General features: G+C 51.4%; 18 protein-coding genes and 1 pseudogene. All 19 read left to right on the top strand.

The annotated features are described in order from the left end of the window. Nucleotides 1-5 precede the first annotated feature (5 nt). The 19 genes and pseudogenes from hisC (at nt 6) to rfbC (HYN24_RS10195) (ending at nt 17836) form a co-directional block, all read left to right on the top strand. Nucleotides 6-1094, top strand: coding sequence for a histidinol-phosphate transaminase (hisC, locus tag HYN24_RS10285; protein ID WP_117610319.1), 1089 nt, complete (start codon nt 6-8; stop codon nt 1092-1094). A 4-nt stretch (nt 1095-1098) separates the two neighbouring features. Beyond that, on the top strand, nt 1099-1968 hold the full coding sequence (locus HYN24_RS10280; protein WP_117609162.1) for a prephenate dehydrogenase/arogenate dehydrogenase family protein: 870 nt from the start codon (nt 1099-1101) through the stop codon (nt 1966-1968). 142 nt (nt 1969-2110) lie between these two features. Continuing rightward, entirely contained in the window at nt 2111-3172 is a 1062-nt protein-coding gene (gene rfbB, locus HYN24_RS10275) for a dTDP-glucose 4,6-dehydratase (RefSeq protein WP_117609161.1), read from the top strand. Nucleotides 3173-3177: 5 nt separating this feature from the next. Beyond that, nucleotides 3178-3447 (top strand): annotated as a pseudogene (locus tag HYN24_RS16145) (DUF4160 domain-containing protein). After that, a complete protein-coding gene (locus tag HYN24_RS10265) occupies nt 3440-3694 on the top strand; it encodes a DUF2442 domain-containing protein (RefSeq protein ID WP_117609160.1) in 255 nt (84 codons plus the stop codon). The pseudogene HYN24_RS16145 and the gene HYN24_RS10265 overlap by 8 nt, the downstream one beginning before the upstream one ends. After that, entirely contained in the window at nt 3691-4575 is an 885-nt protein-coding gene (gene rfbA, locus HYN24_RS10260; protein ID WP_117609159.1) for a glucose-1-phosphate thymidylyltransferase RfbA, read from the top strand. The genes HYN24_RS10265 and rfbA (HYN24_RS10260) overlap by 4 nt, the downstream gene beginning before the upstream one ends. Next, nucleotides 4575-5120, top strand: a complete 546-nt coding sequence (gene rfbC / locus HYN24_RS10255) for a dTDP-4-dehydrorhamnose 3,5-epimerase (RefSeq protein ID WP_117609158.1) — start codon at nt 4575-4577, stop codon at nt 5118-5120. The genes rfbA (HYN24_RS10260) and rfbC (HYN24_RS10255) overlap by 1 nt, the downstream gene beginning before the upstream one ends. 49 nt (nt 5121-5169) lie before the next feature. Beyond that, nucleotides 5170-6288 (top strand): DegT/DnrJ/EryC1/StrS aminotransferase family protein, encoded by a 1119-nt coding sequence (locus HYN24_RS10250; protein WP_117609157.1) that lies wholly within the window; start codon nt 5170-5172, stop codon nt 6286-6288. Next, a complete protein-coding gene (locus tag HYN24_RS10245; protein ID WP_117609156.1) occupies nt 6281-7438 on the top strand; it encodes an acetyl-CoA carboxylase biotin carboxylase subunit family protein in 1158 nt (385 codons plus the stop codon). Before HYN24_RS10250 ends, HYN24_RS10245 begins: the two co-directional genes overlap by 8 nt. 33 nt (nt 7439-7471) lie before the next feature. Continuing rightward, complete coding sequence (locus HYN24_RS10240) at nt 7472-8563, top strand: FkbM family methyltransferase (RefSeq protein ID WP_117609155.1); 1092 nt, start codon at nt 7472-7474, stop codon at nt 8561-8563. A 38-nt stretch (nt 8564-8601) separates the two neighbouring features. Continuing rightward, nucleotides 8602-9723: a Gfo/Idh/MocA family protein gene (locus HYN24_RS10235; protein WP_117609154.1), complete on the top strand. Its 1122-nt coding sequence runs from the start codon at nt 8602-8604 to the stop codon at nt 9721-9723. Between the two features lie 31 nt (nt 9724-9754). After that, complete coding sequence (locus tag HYN24_RS10230) at nt 9755-11203, top strand: lipopolysaccharide biosynthesis protein (RefSeq protein WP_117609153.1); 1449 nt, start codon at nt 9755-9757, stop codon at nt 11201-11203. Then, on the top strand, nt 11200-12147 hold the full coding sequence (locus HYN24_RS15935) for a WavQ (RefSeq protein ID WP_162888701.1): 948 nt from the start codon (nt 11200-11202) through the stop codon (nt 12145-12147). Before HYN24_RS10230 ends, HYN24_RS15935 begins: the two co-directional genes overlap by 4 nt. A gap of 137 nt (nt 12148-12284) precedes the next feature. Beyond that, nucleotides 12285-13199, top strand: coding sequence for a glycosyltransferase (locus HYN24_RS10220; protein ID WP_117609151.1), 915 nt, complete (start codon nt 12285-12287; stop codon nt 13197-13199). Next, the gene (locus tag HYN24_RS10215) at nt 13183-14157 is read left to right on the top strand and encodes a UDP-glucose 4-epimerase family protein (RefSeq protein ID WP_371413209.1); all 975 of its coding nucleotides are present in this window, start codon (nt 13183-13185) and stop codon (nt 14155-14157) included. Before HYN24_RS10220 ends, HYN24_RS10215 begins: the two co-directional genes overlap by 17 nt. A gap of 214 nt (nt 14158-14371) precedes the next feature. Further along, nucleotides 14372-15340: a glycosyltransferase family 2 protein gene (locus tag HYN24_RS10210; protein ID WP_205421374.1), complete on the top strand. Its 969-nt coding sequence runs from the start codon at nt 14372-14374 to the stop codon at nt 15338-15340. A 2-nt stretch (nt 15341-15342) separates the two neighbouring features. Then, nucleotides 15343-16410: a dTDP-glucose 4,6-dehydratase gene (gene rfbB / locus HYN24_RS10205; RefSeq protein ID WP_117609149.1), complete on the top strand. Its 1068-nt coding sequence runs from the start codon at nt 15343-15345 to the stop codon at nt 16408-16410. Continuing rightward, nucleotides 16407-17291: a glucose-1-phosphate thymidylyltransferase RfbA gene (gene rfbA / locus HYN24_RS10200; RefSeq protein WP_117609148.1), complete on the top strand. Its 885-nt coding sequence runs from the start codon at nt 16407-16409 to the stop codon at nt 17289-17291. The genes rfbB (HYN24_RS10205) and rfbA (HYN24_RS10200) overlap by 4 nt, the downstream gene beginning before the upstream one ends. Then, entirely contained in the window at nt 17291-17836 is a 546-nt protein-coding gene (rfbC, locus tag HYN24_RS10195; protein ID WP_162888700.1) for a dTDP-4-dehydrorhamnose 3,5-epimerase, read from the top strand. The genes rfbA (HYN24_RS10200) and rfbC (HYN24_RS10195) overlap by 1 nt, the downstream gene beginning before the upstream one ends.

Below are 17836 nucleotides of genomic sequence, written 5' to 3'. Positions count from 1 at the left end.
ATCCAATGTCCCTGCAAGAACAATCCTTGTCCTACGTCCGCGCCATTTCGCCCTACCTGCCGGGCAAGCCGATGACCGAACTGGCCCGCGAAATGGGCATTCCGGTCGAGAACATTCTCAAGCTGGCGTCCAACGAAAATCCGCTGGGCATGAGTCCCAAGGCCAAAAAGGCCGTTGAGGCGGCGATCGGTGGTATTGAGCGTTACCCTGACCAGTTCGATCTGATCGCCAAGGTGGCTGAGCGCTGTGGCGTGGTGCCGGGGCAGGTGGTTCTCGGCAATGGTTCGAACGATGTCCTTGACCTGATTGCCCGCGTTTTCCTGGCCCCCGGCCGTTCGGCAGTGTTTGCCCAGCATGCCTTCGCCGTCTATCCACTGGCCACCTTGTCGACCGGGGCTGAGCTGATCTCGACGCCGGCCAAAAACTACGGTCACGACCTCGATGCCATGCGCGCCGCCATCCGGCCCGACACGCGCATTGTGTGGATCGCCAATCCGAATAATCCGACCGGCAATTTCCTGCCCTATCCGGAAGTTCGCGCCTTCCTTGAAGCGGTGCCGAAGGAAGTCGTCGTTGTCCTCGATGAGGCCTACAACGAATACATCGCACCCGACGAGCGGGTCGATACGGCGGCGTGGATCAAGGAATTCCCCAACCTCGTCGTTTGCCGCACTTTCTCGAAGATTTATGGCCTGGCCGGCCTGCGCGTCGGTTATGCGCTGGCTTCGGCCGAGGTGGCTGACCTGATGAATCGCGTCCGCCAGCCCTTCAACGTCAACAACCTGGCGCTGGCTGCCGCTGTGGCGGCGCTTGATGACGACGAGTTCCTGCAGGCCAGCTACGAATTGAATCGTCGCGGCATGGTACAGATCGTTGCCGGTTTGCAGCGTCTCGGGCTGGAGTTCATTCCCTCGCACGGCAATTTTGTGACCTTCCGCGCCATTGATGGTGCCGGGGTTAATCAGCGCCTGCTCAAGCAGGGCGTCATCGTCCGCCCCATTGGTGGCTACGGCCTGCCCGAGTGGCTGCGTGTGACCATCGGCAGCGAGGCCGAGAACGCCCGTTTCCTCGAAGCCCTTCAAAAGGCGCTGTAAGCTGATGGCCGAATTCGGCAAAGTCGTTGTCTTTGGCACCGGCCTGATCGGCGGTTCGTTCTCGCTCGCCCTCAAGGAGGCCGATGCCGTGGAGGAAGTGGTCGGCTTCGGCCGCACCCCGGCTACTTTGCGCAAGGCGCAGGAACTGGGCGTGATCGATCGGGCGGGTATCAATCCGACGCACGAAATCGAGGATGCCGACATTATCCTGGTGGCGACGCCAGTGGCCCAGATGGCCGATATTTTCGAGCGCATTGCCCCTTATCTTGGCCCCAATACCATCGTCACCGACGGTGGTTCGACCAAGGGCGATGTCGTCGCCGCCGCGCGCGCCTCACTCGGCGACCGCATCGGCCAGTTCGTCCCGGCCCACCCGATTGCCGGCGCCGAGAACAGCGGCCCGACAGCGGCGCGCTGGGATCTCTATCAGGGCAAAAAGGTTGTCGTCACGCCGTTGGCTGAGAACAGCGACGAAGCCCTCGACCACATCAAGCGGGCCTGGTCGCTGTGTGGTGCCGACATCTACGAACTGACACCGGAAATGCACGACCGGGTCTTTGCTGCCGTCAGCCATCTGCCGCATCTGCTGTCCTTCGCCCTGGTGCACGATCTGGCCGTGCGCGATGACGCCGACCTGTTCTTCACCTTCGCTGCCTCCGGCTTCCGCGACTTCACCCGCATCGCCGCCAGCCATCCGGAGATGTGGCGCGACATCTGCCTCGCCAACCGCGAGGCCCTGCTCGGCGAACTCGATAGCTACCGGGCTCAACTCGACGAATTGCGCACGGCGCTGGCCCGAAATGATGGCGAACGGCTTGAGGAAATCTTCGGGATTGCCCGGCGGGCTCGGCGGGACTGGGCGGGCGAGGGTTAAGTATCGTCTGTTGGCTGCCCGGTGTCTTACGCGGTTATTGAAAGTCGATGCAAGGCGCCTTGATGCATGATGCTGATGACGAAATTATCCGAAGGACTTTTCGGAAATTGACCTTATAGTTTGGAAAAGTTGTGGAGAACTTATGACCATTCTCGTTACCGGCGGTGCCGGTTTTATCGGCAGCAATTTTGTTCTTGACTGGCTGGCTCAGTCCGAAGAGAAGGTTATTAACCTCGATGCACTGACCTACGCCGGCAACCTGGAAAACCTGGCTTCGCTGAATGGCGATTCCCGGCACGTTTTCGTCAAGGGCGATATCGGCGACTTCGATCTCGTTGCCAAGCTACTCGCCGAGCACCAACCGCGTGCCGTCATCAATTTTGCCGCCGAATCCCACGTCGACCGCAGTATCCACGGCCCCGAAGACTTCATCCAGACCAATATCGTCGGTACCTTCCGCCTGCTCGAAGCGGTGCGCGCCTACTGGGGAAAGCTGGAAGCTGCAGCCAAAACTAATTTCCGTTTCCTCCACGTCTCCACCGACGAAGTCTATGGTTCGCTGGCCAAGGACGACCCTGCCTTCGCCGAAACCAACCGCTACGAACCCAATAGCCCGTATTCCGCCAGCAAGGCCGCCAGCGACCATCTCGTGCGTGCCTACCACCACACCTACGGCCTGCCGGTGCTGACCACTAATTGCTCCAACAACTACGGCCCCTACCACTTCCCGGAAAAGCTCATCCCGCTCGTTATCCACAACGCACTGGCCGGTAAGCCGCTACCCATCTATGGCGACGGCCAGCAGATTCGTGACTGGCTCTACGTCAAGGACCACTGCAGCGCCATCCGCCGTGTTCTGGCAGCAGGGCGTTTGGGCGAAACGTACAACGTCGGCGGCTGGAACGAGAAGCCTAATCTCGATGTGGTTCATACGCTCTGCACCATCCTCGACGAACTCAGCCCGCGCGCCGACGGCAAATCGTACAAGGACCAGATCACCTACGTCACCGACCGCCCCGGCCACGACCGCCGCTACGCTATCGACGCCAGCAAGATTGAACGCGTACTGGGCTGGAAGCCGGCTGAAACGTTCGAGACGGGTATTCGCAAGACGGTGCAGTGGTATCTCGATAATCAGAGCTGGGTGAACAACGTGACCAGCGGGGCCTACCAGAATTGGGTGGGCAAGCAGTACGGTGCCTGATAGCCATGCCAATTCTTTCTGTATTCTTTGGCATCATTATCCGGATGTGGCACGACGATCATCCACCGCCGCATGTTCATGTCGAATATCAAGGATTTTGAGCGTTCGTTTCCATAGAAACAGGCGATATTTTGAGAGGTAATTTGCCAAAAAAAGCGGCAGCTATCGTCAAGGAATGGTGTCTGAAACATCAGGGCGAATTGATGCAAAATTGGGCAAAGGCACAACACTTTGAACCACTTGATAGAATTCAAGGTGCAGATCACGATGATTAGCCTGTTGAGTCTCAACTATCTCGGAATCGGGCAATTTTCCTTAGTATTTTCAGATGGGTCTGAAGGTTTGTTTGATCTGAATGCCTATCTGGCTAATCGCCAAGGTTCTTTGTTACTCCGATTGGGGGATGACGAATATATGGCCCGTGCTTTTATCGAGGCTGGTGCCATGGCATGGCCAAATGGCCTGGAACTCGCACCGCAAAGGATTTTAGAAATGACTAAGCTTATCAAGCGTGCCGCATGACGGCCCGCAAAGGCATCATCCTCGCCGGTGGATCCGGCACACGCCTCTACCCGGCTACCCTCTCGGTTTCCAAGCAACTGCTGCCGATCTACGACAAGCCGATGATCTACTATCCGCTGACCACGCTCATGCTGGCCGGCATCCGGGATATCCTGATCATCTCCACCCCGCAGGACACCCCGCGCTTCGAGCAACTGCTCGGCGATGGCAGCCAGTGGGGCATCAATCTCCAATATACCGTCCAGCCCAGCCCGGATGGTCTCGCCCAGGCATTCATCCTGGGTGCTGATTTTGTCGGCAATAGCCCTTCTGCATTGGTGCTCGGCGACAACATTTTCTACGGTAACGATTTCCATCAAATCCTTGGCAACGCTGATCAACGAGACGCCGGGGCTACGGTCTTTGCCTACCACGTGCAAGACCCCGAGCGTTACGGTGTCGCCGACTTTGCACCTGATGGCAAGGTACTCAGCCTCGAAGAAAAGCCGAAGCAGCCGAAATCCAACTACGCCGTAACCGGGCTTTATTTCTACGACAATCAGGTCGTCGACCTCGCCCGCAACCTCAAGCCCTCAGCCCGTGGCGAACTTGAGATCACAGACCTCAATCGTCTCTACCTCGAACAAGGTAGTCTCAATGTCGAAATTATGGGCCGTGGCTACGCCTGGCTTGATACCGGGACCCACGATAGCCTGCTCGAAGCAGGCCAGTTCATTGCTACCATCGAAAAGCGCCAGGGGCTGAAAGTGGCATGCCCTGAAGAAATTGCCTGGCGCCAGAAATGGGTCAATGATGAAAAGCTCGAGCAACTGGCCCAAAGCTATGCCAAGACCGGCTACGGTCAGTACCTGCTCAGCTTGCTGAAAGAAAAGGTTTACTGATGAAAGTGACGCCGACCCGTATTTCCGATGTTCTGATCATCGAACCCAAAGTATTCGGTGATGAGCGCGGGTTTTTCTTCGAAAGCTTCAACCAGAAGGCATTTAACGAAGCCGTCGGGCAGGAGATCACCTTCGTCCAGGACAACCACTCCAAGAGTGCGAAGAACGTCCTGCGTGGTCTGCATTATCAACTGCCACCCAAGGCGCAGGGCAAGCTGGTCCGTGTTATTCAAGGCGAAGTCTTCGATGTGGCGGTCGACATCCGGAAAAATTCCGCAACTTATGGGCAGTGGGTGGGGGAAGTCCTTAGTGGCGAGAATAAGAAACAGCTATGGATTCCGGCCGGGTTTGCACATGGCTTCCTGACGCTCTCGGAAACTGCTGAATTTCTCTACAAGACGACCGACTACTACTCACCGGAGCATGAACGCTGCATTCGGTGGGATGATTGTGATTTGGCTATTAATTGGCATCTGCAAGGGAAACCTCTACTGTCCAAGAAGGATGTGGTTGCGCCAAAAATGGCGGAGTTGGCTGATTCATAAGCGTTTTGTTTTGAAATTTGCTTTGCAAGTCGCCGAAAAGGAATGATAGTTGCCCCGGAAAAATATTTACGTCACTCAACCTAGCTTGCCTCCGCTGGAGGAGTTTGTTCCATATCTTGAACAGATTTGGAGCAATAAGATATTGACGAACAATGGTCCTTTTCATCAGCAGTTGGAAGCAGCATTGTGCGAATATCTTGGCGTTGAATATTTAAGCCTATTCACCAACGGTACAATTGCTTTGGTTACTGCTTTGCAGGCGCTGCGAGTAACCGGTGAGGTAATTACAACGCCATATTCGTTTGTCGCGACGGCACACTCCCTGCTATGGAATGACCTAAAGCCGGTTTTTGTGGATATCGATCCAGCCTCGTGCAATCTCGATCCGGCAAAAATAGAAGCGGCTATTACACCGGAAACATCTGCCATTCTTCCTGTCCATTGTTATGGAAATCCATGTGCAGTGGAGCAGATTGAGAAAATTGCCAGTACCTATGGCCTCAAGGTTATTTATGACGCGGCACATGCTTTTGGAGTTCGCTACAAAGGCAATAGTTTGCTGACGTACGGCGATCTTTCAGTGCTCAGTTTTCATGCGACAAAGGTTTTTAATACCTTTGAGGGAGGGGCTATTGTCAGCCCCGATGCAGCTACCAAGCAGCGTATCGATTACCTGAAGAATTTTGGATTTGCCGACGAGGTGACAGTAACCGCGCCGGGTATTAATGGGAAGATGAGCGAGGTCAATGCAGCATTTGGATTGGTGCAGCTAAAGTATGTCTCTAACGCTCTAGTTCTACGCAGAGCCATTGAGGGTCGTTATCGCAATGCTTTGCGGGATGTAACTGGAATTAAGTGCATTCCGCCTCAACCTGATACAGAAGGTAATTCGTCATACTTTCCGATATTCGTGACATCTGATTTTCCGCTAAGTCGCGACGCGCTGTATCAATGGCTAAAGGATCACGGGTATTTTGGTCGACGTTATTTTTTTCCGCTGATTAGCAATATGCCTATGTATCAAGGCATGGTATCCGCTCGATCTGATAATTTGCCGGTTTCCAATATGATGGCGGATCAAGTTCTTTGTCTGCCAATATATCCTGACCTTGAGCATGGAATAGTGGACGAAATATGTAAGCTAATACGCGAGGTTTCTCATGGCTAAGGTACTACTGGTTGATACGAATATTTCGTCATCACCAATTCACAAGTTTTTGGTATCTATTGGCCACGATGTGACCGTAATCGGCGGCAATCCTCAGGATTTTTTAGCGAAGACTGTTGCTAAATATATTCAAGCAGATTATTCAAATCCGGAAATTTTGGCTGAGGTTGTTGCAAGGAATGCCTATGATTTTGTCGTTCCCGGTTGTAACGATCGTTCGTATTTTGCATGTGCTCAATTGAATAGTGATGGTCGATATCCTGGCCTAGATACGTTGGCGTGTACTGAAACGATTAATAACAAGCAATTGTTCCGTGATTTTGCTCAGAGAAATGGGTTGCCCGTTCCTGGTGTTTATAGTTCGGACTCATGTCCAGAAAATAGATCTTTGATCGTCAAGCCGGTTGATGCTTTTAGTGGCCGTGGAGTGACAATTCTCCATTTTCCGGATGCGGACTCATTGGTGCATGCACAGACATTTGCACGCAGTATGTCTGGTTCTCAGACGTGCATTATCGAGGACTTTGTTGGCGGGCAACTCTATAGTCATTCTTGCTTCCTGGATGAGGGGGGGAAGGTTTTCCTAGATTTCATCGTAGAGGAGCATGGCACTGCGAACCCCTTTGTAGTCGATACTAGCCGTGTCGTGTTTGATTTTCCTGAAGCGATATTGGATAGGTTGCGTAGTTGTGCCCAAACAATGGCGCGTTCATTAGGGATCGGACGAGGGCTCCTTCATACGCAATTCATTTTACAAGGAGACGAGTTCTGGCTGATCGAAGTTACGCGGCGTTGTCCTGGGGATCTATATAGTCAGTTGATTGAGTTGGCTACTGGTACCCCATATGCCGAACTTTATGCGCGACCATTTATTGATTTGTCATATCCCTCCTTGCGAAAGGAACAGCGCCCGAGTTGGATAATGCGGCATACCATGTCACTTCCTATGTCGGGTACTTTGGGGTGTATCCAATTCAATTGCTCCCTATTGCTGGAGAGGATGTACCCAATGGCTCTAGCGGGGGATGCGTTGCGCGAATCACCGTTCGGGCGGCTCTCGCTGATCTTTGTTCGTGCCTCCTCGGCTACTGATTTGAATGATCTGTTTGCCTGCACCTTAAATCGAGAACTTTATTCTGTTGAGTTTTGATTTTTTTCACAGATGGATTGGTAAATAATTTAAATGGAATTTCTAGATAAAATTTATGCTGCATTAAATGCAGGACCTCCCAGTCTGTCCCTTGCTGATGAGTTCCTCTCACCATCATGCACTGCTCCACGTTACGTGATCGGACGGAACGACGATGCTCGCGAGGTTCTAAGGCTAACCAAAGTTGACGGTGTGATTGATGATTTTGCCAACGGTATTCTGGCTTGGGAGGGCATACCTGTTGTAGGTCTGAAAGCTGTCCCAGTTAATGCTATTGTACTAAATTGCTCGACTTCTATTAGTCCTGTTGCTGTCATGTCTGTTCTGGAAAATGCAGGTATTACCAAATTGGTGAATTTCTGTGATCTTGTATCAGCGGCAGGCGGGGCGTTGGAGTTGCCGTGGTTCGTCAGGCAGCAACGGGATGACCTGAGTGCCCACGAAGCCGAATGGGTTAAATTATGGACATTGATGGCTGATGATGAGTCGAGGCAGACACTACTAGATGTGGTGCGCTATAGATTAACCGCAGAACCTTCTTTCATGTATGAATACACCGTACGCCTGCGTGATCAGTATTTTGAAAGTTTCATGCAGTTAAAGGATGAGGTTTTCGTCGATGCAGGAGGGTTTGATGGAGATACATCGGAGGAATTCTGTTTGCGGGTGCCAGCCTACAAGGCTATTTACCTATTTGAACCGTCACCAAGTAATATCTCTGCCGCAAAGCAGCGCTTGGCTGCGCAAGAAAGGATTCGCTTTCTTCAGTTGGGGCTTTCTGATTCTAAGGGTACGCTGCATTTTAATTCGGATGCAGGTTCAGCTTCCTCAGTGTCGGATGTTGGGGATGTCATGATTGAAGTTGTTAAACTTGATGATGAAGTTCCCGAGCGGGTTAGCTATATAAAGATGGATCTGGAAGGGTGGGAAATGCGGGCTTTGGCGGGGTGTTCCCGGCACATCGAAAGCGATAAGCCAAAGTTAGCGATTTCCGTATATCACGCAGCTGAAGACTTCCGGAGAATTCCAGCCTATATTCTTTCGCTGCAGCCGAATTATCAAGTTTATTTGCGGCATTACACGCAAGGGTGGTCTGAAACGGTTATGTACTTCATGCCGCGCTGACCGGCTTTCCTAGTGAAATTCGCAAGAAGGTTATCTGCATGAATCATCCCCCGCTCAAGGCCGCCATGATAGGTGGTGGTATCAACTCTGCGGTAGGCCGCTCTCATGAGATCGCCTTGAGGCTTGATGGTGCCTTCGATTTGGTTTCCGGGTGTTTCAGCAGAAATTCCGAAATCAACGTTAGATCTGCTGAGGCTTATCAGGTGTCGCCGACTCGGGCCTATGCTTCCTTGGAGAGGTTGTTGGAAGGCGAGGGGGCGCGTCTCGATGCAGTAGTAATTGCTACCCCGATCAACGCACATGCGAGTCAGATAGCGGCAGTGCTTAATGCCGGTTTGACGGTAATTTGTGACAAGCCTTTAGTGACTAGTTTGGCCGAGTGCGACGCATTGCTAGCCCGGGTTTCTAGTGAAAGCACTCGGTTATTCTCTGTTTTTAATTACACCGGATATCAGTCTGTGCGCGAAATAAAACGCAGGGTGGAAGCAGGGGAAATCGGCAAGGTTTTCAAGATCATGGCAGAGATGCCACAGGACTCATACCTCAGGCTCAAGAATACAAACAAAATTGATGCGATTCAACCATGGAGGTTAATTGACGGTGACGTACCATGCCTATCTCTGGATCTATTTGCGCATATCCATAGTCTCGTTAACTTTATCACTGGAGAAAATCCTATTTCTGTCAGCGCCCGTTCTAGAGCGATAAGTCAGGTTAGTGCCGGCTTGGTTGATGAAGTAGATGCCCTAATAGAATATCAGAACGGCCTACTTGTGAATGCATGGTATGGAAAAGTCGCATTAGGTTCAAGAAATGGTCTAAAAATTCGCGTTTACGGCACTCTGGGGAGTTTTGAGTGGTACCAGGAGCGGCCGGAGCAGATTATTTATGCAAACGCTATCGGCGATAGAATGCTGCTAGACCGGATTAGTTCGACATCAAGCGTAACTCCAGAAAGTAGATATAACAGATTTAAAGCTGGGCATCCAGCTGGCTTTATTGAAGCATTTGCAAATTATTATTATGATATTGCGCGAGCAATACATGATGGTTTTCTAAATGAATACACCTTGTCTGCTGAGGTTGCAGTGCAAGGAATTGCACTTAGCGAGGCAATAGAGCGAGCTTCCTCGTCGCGGCAGGAAGTAAGGTTGGGATGATTTATCAGCCGTTTGTGGTTTGGTGGCATTGATGTCACTGGCTGATTCAACCATTCGAGGAGTCATCTGGAATTTTCTGGAAATGCTTCTCAGGCGAGGTCTGGTTGCATTGACGACGCTTGTATTGTCATATTTTGTGTCACCGGCTGATTTCGGTCTGCTTTCGATGCTATCGCTATTTCTGGTAGTGCTTGGTGGATTGATGGATGCGGGGCTAAAAGAGGCCTTGATTCGGCGGCGACACCTCTCATTGCGACTCTTGAATACAACCTTCTGGGCTAGCCTAGGCTTAGGGGGTATTGCATACACGCTACTATTCTCCGTTGCTCCATGGATATCTGAGTTCTACAGCCAGCCAAGCTTGGTAGTTCTGCTTCGTACAGCTGGACTATCCATTATTTTCAATGCCATGCAGATCGCCCCTGCAGCACGACTTACCCAGGCGCTTGATTTTAAAGGGTTGATGCGTATTAGTTTTCCTGCGGCTGCGATCTCTAGTGCATTGGCGCTTTTGCTTGCTTGTTTTGGTGCTGGGGTTTGGGCCTTGATTATTCAGACTCTTGCGGCGAGCGTGGTGAGCACGATTTTGATTTGGCGACTGGCCGGCTGGAGGCCAGTGAGGCAGATAGATTGCAAGCCATTAGTTGCTCTCTATCGATTTGGGTACAAGCTATTTCTATCCAATTTAATTGCGTTGATAGTACGAAATGCGGTTCCGAGTATGCTTGGAAAGTTTCTCGGATCAACGTATGCCGGGTACTACTATTTTGTCGACAAGATCATGGAAGTGATAATGGGTCAATTGGTGTATTCAGTACAAAATGTAACCTATCCGTCATTATCTAAAATAAGTAAAGACACGGGGCGCTTAAGAGAGGCTTATCGTAAATCAATAGAGATTATGGTATTTCTGCTGGGTCCGATGTTGATGATCGGCGCAGGGCTTGCTGATCAATTATTTGAGATTGCATTTTCTTCAGCATGGTTGCCGGCATCAGAAGCTTTTCGGTGGCTCTGTTTTGCCTACCTTCTATATCCGATTCATGCAATTAATCTTAATGTGATCAAGGTCCTAGGTAGGTCAGATTTGTTTTTGTGGCTGGAACTTCTGAAAGCAGCTCTTGCCATTGGAGTTCTCTCGTTTGCCATTCCTTGGGGATTTCAGGCTGTCCTTTTCGGACAAATAGTCATTTCATTCTTGTGTTTTTTTCCGAATGCAATGTACTCGAAGCCCTTGATCGGATATTCTGCCATTGATCAACTTCGAGATACATTACCTTATTATGCCTGTGCTGTAATGGCCGGGTTTTTCGCCTATATCGTCGCTGATTTTTTGGTGGGTAACCGACCCGCTTATATCGTTTTGCTTGGTGGTAGTGCTGGATTGACGGCTTATATATTATTATGCTTTATGTTTAGATTGAGGGCTTGGAAATTAATTTTAAATTCGCTTCGTGGTATTATTAAGGTTGGCGCGTGAAGGATAAAAAATTTTTAATATTTGCCCCGTCGTATCGATCGGATAATGGTGGGGGGATTGTCTTGCATCGCTTGTGTGCGTTGCTTAATGGGCTTGGATATAAGGCCTATATTACCCGGTTTTATAATGGCGGTCCGGTTTATGGCAATGATTTTATTGGTCCGTTATTTAAAATTGCGGCTAGGTCAATTTGGAATTATATTACCCCGTTCAGAACGCATGCGGGATGGGAAACGCCGATTTATAAGAATCCGAAGTTGCCGCTTGGGGATGAGTGGATCGTTGTCTATCCTGAATTGGTGTTTGGTAATCCATTGAAAGCAAAGTGTGTGGTTCGTTGGTTACTTCACAGGCCGGGTTTTCATACGGGTCATGTATTTTATGGTTCTGGCGAATATCACGTTGATTTCAATAGTTTTGCGCAGGACTTTTGTTATCCGGATTGCAAAAAATCTGTGAGGCCACTAAATGTTTTGGCGTTTCCGTTCGAATATTATAATCTTCAAAATTCCTTGCCTTCTTCGGCGCGGTTTGGGACTGCCTATTGTTTGCGTAAAGGCAAAGGGAAGCCGCGAGTTCATGATTTAGAGGATTCCGTTTTGATCGATGGAAAATCGCATGCCGAGGTGGCAGCGATCTTTAAGCGAGTAAAGACATTTATCTCATACGATACCTATACGGCATACTCATCGTTTGCGGTTTTGTGTGGTGCTGCATCTGTGGTCATACCGGATCACGGTGTCGATAAATATGCGTGGTATCCGGATCCGGCTGATCGATATGGGGTGGCATACGGGTTCGAAGACATCGAATGGGCTCTGGAAACGGCGCCGCGAGTGCTGGATCGAATGTTGGTTAAAGAGGCTGATTCATTGAAAAATGTCTCTTTATTTGCTGAGGATGTGCTCCAGTACTTTGAAAATTCCAGTTCACTAGACATGTAGCTATTTTTGGAGTTCGTTGGTAGTGGGTTTTCTTCTTAGTGGCGTGGTGCATAGCAGCTACTTCCTTGATTAATCAATGCATCGATTGATACCCTAGTTTGACTGTTCAGAAAATAGCGTAGGTGGTGGGTAGGTACATGAAAAAAATAGCCGTCCTGCTTGCTGCATTTAACGGTGAGCTCTGGCTCCATCAGCAGATCGACTCGATCCTGAAGCAGGAGTCTGTGGACCTTTCGCTATTTGTAAGTCTGGATCCTTCTGATGATGGTAGCGAGACACTTGTGCGAAACTTGGCAGCATCTGATTCGCGAATCGTGTTGCTGCCGATAATTGCGCCATCTGGCGGCGCTGGAGCCAATTTTTTTCGTCTGATTAGAGATGTCGATTTCAGCGGATTTGATTCCATCGCTTTTGCTGATCAGGATGACATCTGGTATCCAGACAAACTGAGTAGAGCCATTGAGGCGCTTTCCGAATCTGGTGCTGCGGGATATTCAAGCAATGTTGTCGCATTTTGGGATGATGGCAGAGAGCTGTTGGTCGATAAGGCTCAGTCACAGACACAGTTTGATTTTTTGTTTGAAGCTGCAGGGCCGGGATGTACCTATGTGCTCAAGCGTTCTGCCCTTGAGCAATTTAAGGCGCTGTTGTTCGCTGAAGCTGCGCAGGTCCGTGGCGTTACTCTTCACGACTGGTTTGTTTACGCCTTTTTTCGGGCCAAGGGATATCAATGGATCATTGATCCGCGCACCTCAATGGCTTATCGCCAACATGCACTGAATCAGGTTGGTGTTAATGCGGGGTGGAAGGCATACAAGGCTCGGGCCAGAAAAATGGTCGGCGGGTGGTGGATGTCACAGGCACGGTTGATTGCTCGGCTGACCGGGTTGGCAAGCGAACCATTCTGCATGCCGTGGCGTCAGCCTGGGCGAATGGGCATGCTTTGGCTGGTGCTAAATTCCCTCAAGGCGCGGCGCAAGGCTTCTGATAAGTTTTTCTTTGCGGCCGCTTGCTTCTTTCTTGCGGTCATCGGGGATGGCTCAGATGAGTAATGGCGGTATCCTAGTTACTGGTGCAACGGGGTTTGTCGGTAACGCAGTTTGCGCAGCTCTGGTTGCCAAGCATTCTGTCAGAGGGGTTGCCAGACAGTTGGATGCCAGCCCCCCCTTGCTTGAACACGTCGAGCTTGTCTCTGGTGAACTCTCGGCCGATTTTGACTGGTCCGGAGCGCTGGTCGGTATCCGTATGGTCGTGCACTGCGCCGCGCGCGTCCACGTGATGAATGAAGTCTCCTCCGACCCCTTGGCCGAGTTCCGTCGAGTGAATGTTGCCGGCACCGTGCAACTGGCTAGGCAAGCCGCCGCCGCAGGTGTCAAGCGTTTCATCTTTCTCAGCTCGATCAAGGTAAACGGCGAGCAGACGCAAATCGGATCGCCGTTTTCCGCTGACCAAATGCCCAATCCCGCTGACTCGTATGGGGTCTCCAAAATGGAGGCGGAAGAGGGCTTGCGTACCCTGGCGCGTGAGACCGGTATGGAGGTGGTCATCATTCGTCCCCCTCTCGTCTATGGCCCTGGCGTGAAGGCTAATTTTCTGGCGATGATGCGGGTGCTGTATCGGGGTTTTCCGCTACCACTCGGCTCAGTGACGCAGAACAAGCGAAGCTTGGTTGCACTGGACAACCTGGTCGATTTTGTCGTGACCTGCTTGGCTCATCCCGCTGCGGCCAACCAGACGTTTCTGGTTTCCGATGCGGAAAGCCTTTCTACCTCGGCATTACTTAATCGAATGGCCAAGGCTTTAGGGCGTCCCGCGCGGTTATTTCCCGTTCCGGTGAGTTGGTTAAAGCTTGGTGCCAGATTGATCGGTAAGCGAGATATGGCCCAGCGCTTGTGTGATTCACTGGAAATCGACATTAGAAAAAATCAGGAATTGCTTGGCTGGGCTCCCCGGGTTGATGTCGATGAAGGGTTGCGGAGGGTGGTGGATTGCATGAATACGCATGGCTAGCATTCAATGACATTGCAATGTTTTTGGATTGAGGCTCCTCCTATCTTACTAATGGTTCTATAGGGAAATAGCAGGCTTCCAAACGCCAACCCGAAAAATTCGTCATGAAGCCCTATGACCTTTGCGATATTGTCTGTTAGGGGGGGGGTAGTACACTTAAAAGATTGGTGGCTATGCCATTTCTCGCATTTAGACTCATTCTGAACATAAGCGCTTGGAGTGTCTTGAAAAAGGGAAAATTTTGTCTTTGAGCGTTAGTTCAACTGAAAACGTTGCAATCTTGCTTTGCACTTGGCATGGACAGCATTTTTTGGCCGAACAGTTGGATTCTTTTGAGCGGCAAACGCATGAAAATTGGGAAGTTTGGGCTTCGGATGACGGCTCAAAAGACGACACCCACGAAATTCTCGCTGCTTACCAAGCCAAATGGCAACCGGGGCGTCTGAGTGTGCATTCAGGACCTGCTGAAGGCTTTGTCGCAAATTTTTTGTCACTAACCTGTAAAGCGGATATTGATGCTGATTATTACGCCTACTCAGATCAGGATGACATCTGGGAGGCTGACAAGCTGGAGCGTGCGGTTCGTTGGCTTAATGCGGTGCCACCAAATATCCCTGCTCTTTACTGCACTCGCACGCGATTGGTGGATGCAGATAACAATGAAATAGGTTTGTCTCCCCTATTTGCGAAACCTCCTAGTTTCGCAAATGCGCTCATGCAGAATATCGCTGGTGGAAACACCATGGTCTTTAACCAAGCTACTCGTAAGCTTCTTTGTCTGGCTGGTCAAAGCATCCCGGTGGTTATTCATGATTGGTGGGTCTATTTGGTTGTCACGGGGTGTGGCGGTCAGGTCTTTTACGATAGCAGACCATCGCTGCGCTACCGTCAGCACGATAACAATATGATTGGCATAAATTTAAGTTGGATCGCGCGGTTGAAGCGCCTGATCATGTTGGGCCAGGGGTGTTTCCGTCAATGGAATGATGGAAATATCGCCGCACTACGCACCTTGTGGCAAAAGCTCACGCCAGAAAATCGGGAAATCCTCGAGCGATTTGAACAGGCTCGAGATATGAGCCTGATTCCCCGTATTTTTTACCTAAAACGTTGTGGCATTTACAGACAAACATTTTTGGGTGATCTCGGTTTAATTGCAGCAGCGATCTTTAAGAAAATTTAAGAATGACCATTCTCGTTACCGGCGGTGCCGGTTTTATCGGCAGCAATTTTGTTCTTGACTGGCTGGCTCAGTCCGAAGAGAAGGTTATTAACCTCGATGCACTGACCTACGCCGGCAACCTGGAAAACCTGGCTTCGCTGAATGGCGATTCCCGGCACGTTTTCGTCAAGGGCGATATCGGCGACTTCGATCTCGTTGCCAAGCTACTCGCCGAGCACCAACCGCGTGCCGTCATCAATTTTGCCGCCGAATCCCACGTCGACCGCAGTATCCACGGCCCCGAAGACTTCATCCAGACCAATATCGTCGGTACCTTCCGCCTGCTCGAAGCGGTGCGCGCCTACTGGGGAAAGCTGGAAGCTGCAGCCAAAACTAATTTCCGTTTCCTCCACGTCTCCACCGACGAAGTCTATGGTTCGCTGGCCAAGGACGACCCTGCCTTCGCCGAAACCAACCGCTACGAACCCAATAGCCCGTATTCCGCCAGCAAGGCCGCCAGCGACCATCTCGTGCGTGCCTACCACCACACCTACGGCCTGCCGGTGCTGACCACTAATTGCTCCAACAACTACGGCCCCTACCACTTCCCGGAAAAGCTCATCCCGCTCGTTATCCACAACGCACTGGCCGGTAAGCCGCTACCCATCTATGGCGACGGCCAGCAGATTCGTGACTGGCTCTACGTCAAGGACCACTGCAGCGCCATCCGCCGTGTTCTGGCAGCAGGGCGTTTGGGCGAAACGTACAACGTCGGCGGCTGGAACGAGAAGCCTAATCTCGATGTGGTTCATACGCTCTGCACCATCCTCGACGAACTCAGCCCGCGCGCCGACGGCAAATCGTACAAGGACCAGATCACCTACGTCACCGACCGCCCCGGCCACGACCGCCGCTACGCTATCGACGCCAGCAAGATTGAACGCGTACTGGGCTGGAAGCCGGCTGAAACGTTCGAGACGGGTATTCGCAAGACGGTGCAGTGGTATCTCGATAATCAGGGCTGGGTGCAGAATGTGACCAGTGGTGCCTATCAGAACTGGGTGGGCAAGCAGTACGGAGACACAAAATGAGTCAGCGCAAAGGCATCATCCTCGCCGGCGGTTCCGGCACCCGTCTCTACCCGGCTACCCTCTCGGTTTCCAAGCAACTGCTGCCGATCTACGACAAGCCGATGATCTACTATCCGCTGACCACGCTCATGCTGGCCGGCATCCGGGATATCCTGATCATCTCCACCCCGCAGGACACCCCGCGCTTCGAGCAACTGCTCGGCGATGGCAGCCAGTGGGGCATCAATCTCCAATATACCGTCCAGCCCAGCCCGGATGGTCTCGCCCAGGCATTCATCCTGGGTGCTGATTTTGTCGGCAATAGCCCTTCTGCATTGGTGCTCGGCGACAACATTTTCTACGGTAACGATTTCCATCAAATCCTTGGCAACGCTGATCAACGAGACGCCGGGGCTACGGTCTTTGCCTACCACGTGCAAGACCCCGAGCGTTACGGTGTCGCCGACTTTGCACCTGATGGCAAGGTACTCAGCCTCGAAGAAAAGCCGAAGCAGCCGAAATCCAACTACGCCGTAACCGGGCTTTATTTCTACGACAATCAGGTCGTCGACCTCGCCCGCAACCTCAAGCCCTCAGCCCGTGGCGAACTTGAGATCACAGACCTCAATCGTCTCTACCTCGAACAAGGTAGTCTCAATGTCGAAATTATGGGCCGTGGCTACGCCTGGCTTGATACCGGGACCCACGATAGCCTGCTCGAAGCAGGCCAGTTCATTGCTACCATCGAAAAGCGCCAGGGGCTGAAAGTGGCATGCCCTGAAGAAATTGCCTGGCGCCAGAAATGGGTCAATGATGAAAAGCTCGAGCAACTGGCCCAAAGCTATGCCAAGACCGGCTACGGTCAGTACCTGCTCAGCTTGCTGAAAGAAAAGGTTTACTGATGAAAGTGACGCCGACCCGTATTTCCGATGTTCTGATCATCGAACCCAAAGTATTCGGTGATGAGCGCGGGTTTTTCTTCGAAAGCTTCAACCAGAAGGCATTTAACGAAGCCGTCGGGCAGGAGATCACCTTCGTCCAGGACAACCACTCCAAGAGTGCGAAGAACGTCCTGCGTGGTCTGCATTATCAACTGCCACCCAAGGCGCAGGGCAAGCTGGTCCGTGTTATTCAAGGCGAAGTCTTCGATGTGGCGGTCGACATCCGGAAAAATTCCGCAACTTATGGGCAGTGGGTGGGGGAAGTCCTTAGTGGCGAGAATAAGAAACAGCTATGGATTCCGGCCGGGTTTGCACATGGCTTCCTGACGCTCTCGGAAACTGCTGAATTTCTCTACAAGACGACTGACTACTATTCGCAGGCGCATGAACGTTGCATTCTCTGGAGTGACCATACTCTTGATGTTGCGTGGCCACAGTGTATTGCCCCCATTCTTGCGACAAAAGATGCGCAAGGAACATCTTTTGCCATGACAGAGCCACATTAA

The sequence above is a fragment of the Dechloromonas sp. HYN0024 genome, assembly GCF_003441615.1.
Lineage (GTDB): Bacteria > Pseudomonadota > Gammaproteobacteria > Burkholderiales > Rhodocyclaceae > Azonexus.
This window is presented reverse-complemented; position numbering and strand designations above follow the sequence as displayed.